We start from the raw sequence: 4,608 nt of genomic DNA on the forward strand, positions 1-4,608 counted from the left end.
CTCGAACACCCGATGATGGAACGCGGAGAACTCACGGTCGGGGCGCGGGATGATGTAGGGCGCGCTGCGCTGGAAGACGGTCAGTTTCTCGACCTCGGGCTGGATCTCGGGAACGAACTGGACCGCGCTCGCCCCTGTCCCGATCACGGCGACCCGTTTGCCCGTCACATCGACGTCGTGATCCCACTCGGCGGAGTGGAAACTGTCCCCCGCGAACGTGTCCCGGCCCGCGATGTCGGGCAGCGCCGGCCGCGAGAGCTGGCCGACCGCCGACACCACGACATCGACGACCACGGTGTCCCCGGCGCTCAACCGCACGGTCCACGTGCCGGTCGCGTCGTCGTACTCCGCGGCGGTGACCTCGGTGCCGAAGCGGATGTGGCGGCGCACATCGTATTTGTCGGCGACGTTGCGGATGTAGTCCAGAATCGCCGGTTGCCGCGAGAACCGGTGCGGCCAGCGCGGATTCGGTTCGAACGAGTACGAATAGAACGGCGAGGGCACATCGCAGGCCGCGCCGGGATAGGTGTTCTCCCGCCAGACGCCGCCGACGTCGTCGGCCTTCTCGAAGACGACGATGTCGTCGAAGCCCCGCTTCTTCAGCGCGATGGCGGCGGCCAGCCCGCCGAAACCGCTTCCGATGACCGCGATCGACGGTGTCATGAGGTCCTCCGGTTGTCGAGGATGGTCCGAATGCACAGCTGCGGGTCGTCACTGAACGGCAGGTGACCGCAGCCGGGTAGATCCAGGTGCCGCGCGAACGGCAGGACTTCCCGCGCGCGAGCGCTCTGGGTGCGATGGATGAGCACGACGTCGCGGGTACCCCAGGCGATCGTCACCGGGATATCGCGCAGTGACCCGGGGTCGTCGCCGGGATCGAGGACGTAGGTGGCGAAGTCGTCGCGCGCGTCGGTGAACGAGGTCGCGCCCGCCAGGCCGGCCAGATCGATGCGCGCGGCATCTGGGTCCACTCGCGTCGGGCGACCGAACATGACCGACAGCAGCGCGGCCCGGCCGCGGCCACGCTCGCCCGCGCGGTCGAGCCCCGGACCCGCCAGCCGCGCAGCGGCGCGCATCGCGGTCAGCGACCCCTGAACCCAGCGCAGGCCCGGCTTGCCGTAGAAGCCGACGGGTGAGAACGCGGTGACGGCGGAGGCGACGCCGGTGCGGCCCAATTCGATGCCGATACCGCCGCCCATCGAGCTACCGACGACGTGCGGCCGTCGGATCTCGTTGTCGCGCAGCCATTGCGTCAGCCAGCTCGCGTATCCACGTGGTCCGGGCCGGATGCCCGGCAGCGGCGGTGAGGCGCCGAATCCGGGGAGGTCGACGGCGATCACCTCGTGCTGTTCGGCCAGCAGGTCGATGACCGGCGCGAAGATCTGCCAACGACTGCCGAGCCCGTGCACGAGCACGATCGGCGAGCCGGTGCCCCGGCGAACATGAGAGATCTGCGTCATCGCAGCCCTTCATCCAGAAGAAACAGTTACTGCGTACGGTTTGTTGATTGCACCAGGTCATCGCTGCTGCGTCAATAGGCAATCGGACAACAAGACGTGCGGGATCGCCAATCTTTACCGTCACGGCGTACGATTTCTCGGGTGACCGTGCAACAACCGCGCCGTACCCAGGCGCAACGCCGTGCCTCCACCAGGGCCCTGATCCTCGACTGCACCGCGCAATGCCTGCTCGAACGCGGCTACGCGGCGACCACCGTCAGCGCCGTCCAGGAACGCGCCGGCCTCGCGCGCGGCACCGTCCAGCACCATTTCCCCACCCGGACCGAACTGCTCATCGCGGCCACCACCCGCGTCGTCGACCTGCGGCTCGAACAGTTCCGCCGCGAGGCCGAACTGCTGCCCCCGGGCCGCGACCGGCTGCAATCGGTCGTCGACCTGGCCTGGCGCGACCTCAACAGCCCGGCCTTCTTCACCGCGCTGGACCTGTGGGTCGCCGCACGCACCGACGCCGAACTGCGCGAGCGCCTCGTCCACGAGGAACGGCGCGTGTTCACCGAGATGCGCAGGCTCTACCTCGAAGTCGTCGGCGAACCGTACGCCTCCGATCCGCGTGCGGAGATCCTGGTCGAGTTCACCATCGACCTGCTGACCGGCCTGTCCATGACGGCCATGCTCACCGGGACGCTCGGTGAGCGCGAAGCGGTCGTTCGCCGCTGGAAGCGCGCGCTCGCCGTCCTGATCGGCAGACTGCCCAGCGACGAACTGCTCGACGGCAGCCCCCTGCCCGCGGTCGCGAGCTGAGCGAACTCCGCGTCAGCTGATCCCGGACAAGCCGTTCCAGCACAGCGCCACCGTCGTCGCCACGGCATCACGCTTGGGGATCGGACGACCCGCGTCCAGCCAGTGCCGGGCCGCCAGATGACTGGCCCCGACGACACCGAACGCGCACGTGTACGCCCGCGCGTCGTCCATGCCCGCCGCCCGCAACTCGGCACTGACCAGCACCGCGCACTCGCCGAACGCGTGCCGCGAGCGCCAGCGCACGCTGGGTTCACTGGGCACCGGCGACTCGAAGATCAGGACGTGGCCGTCCGGGTCCTCGTCGACGAAGTCGAAATAGGCCTGCACCGCCCGCCGCACCTTGTCCTCCTGCCCGGTGGCGCCGGCCAGCGCGTCGCGGATACCGCGCACCATCCGGTCCAGATGGTGTTGCAGGACAGCGAGATACAGATCCAGCTTGTTCGCGTAGAGGGTGTAGATGACCGGCTTGCTCATCCCGGCCCGCGCGCTGATCTGATCCATGCTCGCGCCGTGATAGCCGTGCGCGACGAACACCTCGCGCGCCGCGTTCAGCGCCGCCAGTAGCCGTTCCGCGCGAGCCGCGACAGTGCCGCCGCCGGTCTCGTCGGCGTCGTCGTCGGGGAGCAGGATGTCGCTGTGCAGGACTGTCATGCGACCAGCCCTCCTTCGCTGGGTCGTTCGGTCACCATGTCAGCACCGGCTTCACCACTCGTCCGGCCCGCTGATCGGCCAGCGCGGCGGCGATCTCGGTGTGCGGATAGCGGCCGATGAGCCGCTCGACCGGGAACCGGCCGTTCGCGTGCAGGTCGAGCAGGTGCGGAATGAAAGTAGCGGGCACGCTGTCGCCTTCGAGGCACCCGCGAATGGTCTTGCCGCGCAACACGATATCGCTGACATCCACCGGCGGGGCACCCGCACCGAGACCCACCGCGACCACCGTCGCCCCGGTGGTCAGCGCCGCCACCGCATCGGCCAGGACCGCCGGGACACCCGTGGTGTCCAGCGCGTGGGTGGCCCCACCGCCGGTGAGGTCGCGAATCCGCGGCACCGTCGGCCCCTCGGCCGGATCCAGCGCGACCTCGGCGCCTAGCTCGCGCGCGAGTTCCCGCCGGGCAGCCGACGTCTCGACCACCACCACCCGTACCCCGGCCACCGTGCGTGCGGCCAGCAGCGCGGCCATCCCGACCGCGCCCGCGCCGTAGACCGCCAACCAGGCGCCCGATTCGGGGCGCAAAACGTTGAGCACCGCGCCCGCGCCGGTCTGGAATCCGCAGCCGAACGGCGCGGCCGCCGCCAGGTCGATCGCGGGGTCGACGACGATGGTGTTGTCCTCGGTCGTCAGCGCGTAGCCGGCGAAACTCGACTGGCCGAAGAATCCGTCCAGCACCGGGGCGCCGTCGAGCAGTACGCGCGGAGTGTCGTGGGCGCGGCGCCCGAACTGGTTGAGCGCGACCGAGCGATGACAGTAGGCGGGGCGACCGGCCAGGCAGGTCGCGCACGCGCCGCAATGCCGGAAGGTCAGCACGACATGATCACCGGGCGCGACCACGGCGACACCGGGCCCGACCGCGGCCACCACACCGGCGCCCTCGTGGCCGAGCAGGATCGGCCGGTCCGCGGCGCCTGCGCGCCGGGTCACCAGGTCGGTGTGACAGATCCCGGCGGCGGCGATCCGCACCAGGATCTCCCCGGCCCGCGGTTCGTCGATCTCGACCGGTTCGATCGAGAACGCCGCGGCCGGGTCGCGCGACAGAACCGCCGTTGTCCGCATCAGGACACCCGTTCCAGCAGGAAGTAGAAGTATTCGCCGCGCGACAGCACCAGTTCCGGGCGACCGTTCATGATGCCTATCAGGGTCCGCTCGTCGAGCCACTTGAAATGGTCGAACACGGCGCGGCCGTCGTAGACCATCGTCGCGGTCACCTCGCCGCGGAACTCGATGTTCCACAGCGTCGCCTCGCCCTGTCCCAGTTCGACATTGGAGAACAGGGTGCCGTCCTCGGCGCGGCAGATCAGCGGTTTGGCATCGTCGAGGGCGAGGAAGGTCTTGCCGTACCAGCGGCTGGCCGGCAGCGCACGGCACAGCGGGTGCCCGGTCTGGAACGCGCCGCCGCGCCATTCCCCGAGGATGTCCTCGGCGCGGGCAGGCCGTAGCCGGGTCCACAGCGCGTCCAGTTCCGCGGTGGAGACGCCGTCGGTCTCGTCCCGCAGTTGCTGCCAGCGTGGCTTGTCCGCGCCCATGGTGTCCTCGTCTCGCCGTTTCCAGAACCATCCGGTTCCAGAACGGACCATAGTTCCGAACCAGATGGTTCGGCAAGAGGTACCATCCGGTCATGCGGGCAGCGGG

Annotated in this window: 6 protein-coding genes; 1 reads left to right on the top strand and 5 read right to left on the bottom strand. The window is 69.6% G+C overall.

Annotation, left to right across the window (positions count from 1 at the left end; all coding sequences use genetic code 11):
* Positions 1-663 (bottom strand): flavin-containing monooxygenase (locus ACFWPJ_RS25290; RefSeq protein ID WP_378854872.1); only part of this gene is annotated, 663 nt, incomplete at its 3' end.
* Positions 660-1,460 (bottom strand): alpha/beta fold hydrolase, encoded by an 801-nt coding sequence (locus tag ACFWPJ_RS25295; protein WP_378854873.1) that lies wholly within the window; start codon positions 1,458-1,460, stop codon positions 660-662. The genes ACFWPJ_RS25295 and ACFWPJ_RS25290, both read right to left, overlap by 4 nt.
* Positions 1,461-1,601: 141 nt before the next feature.
* Between ACFWPJ_RS25295 and ACFWPJ_RS25300 the strand changes: the two genes are divergently transcribed.
* Positions 1,602-2,261, top strand: coding sequence for a TetR/AcrR family transcriptional regulator (locus ACFWPJ_RS25300; protein WP_378854874.1), 660 nt, complete (start codon positions 1,602-1,604; stop codon positions 2,259-2,261).
* Between the two features lie 12 nt (positions 2,262-2,273).
* On the opposite strand, the gene ACFWPJ_RS25305 is transcribed toward ACFWPJ_RS25300, so the two are convergent.
* The 3 genes from ACFWPJ_RS25305 to ACFWPJ_RS25315 are packed head-to-tail and all read right to left on the bottom strand — an operon-like array spanning position 2,274 to position 4,502.
* Complete coding sequence (locus ACFWPJ_RS25305; RefSeq protein ID WP_378854875.1) at positions 2,274-2,912, bottom strand: TetR/AcrR family transcriptional regulator; 639 nt, start codon at positions 2,910-2,912, stop codon at positions 2,274-2,276.
* A 31-nt stretch (positions 2,913-2,943) separates the two neighbouring features.
* A complete protein-coding gene (locus ACFWPJ_RS25310; protein WP_378854876.1) occupies positions 2,944-4,032 on the bottom strand; it encodes an NAD(P)-dependent alcohol dehydrogenase in 1,089 nt (362 codons plus the stop codon).
* Positions 4,032-4,502 (bottom strand): DUF4334 domain-containing protein, encoded by a 471-nt coding sequence (locus ACFWPJ_RS25315; protein ID WP_378854877.1) that lies wholly within the window; start codon positions 4,500-4,502, stop codon positions 4,032-4,034. Before ACFWPJ_RS25315 ends, ACFWPJ_RS25310 begins: the two co-directional genes overlap by 1 nt.
* Positions 4,503-4,608 lie beyond the last annotated feature (106 nt).

The sequence above is a fragment of the Nocardia sp. NPDC058497 genome (assembly GCF_042720195.1).
Taxonomy (GTDB): domain Bacteria; phylum Actinomycetota; class Actinomycetes; order Mycobacteriales; family Mycobacteriaceae; genus Nocardia.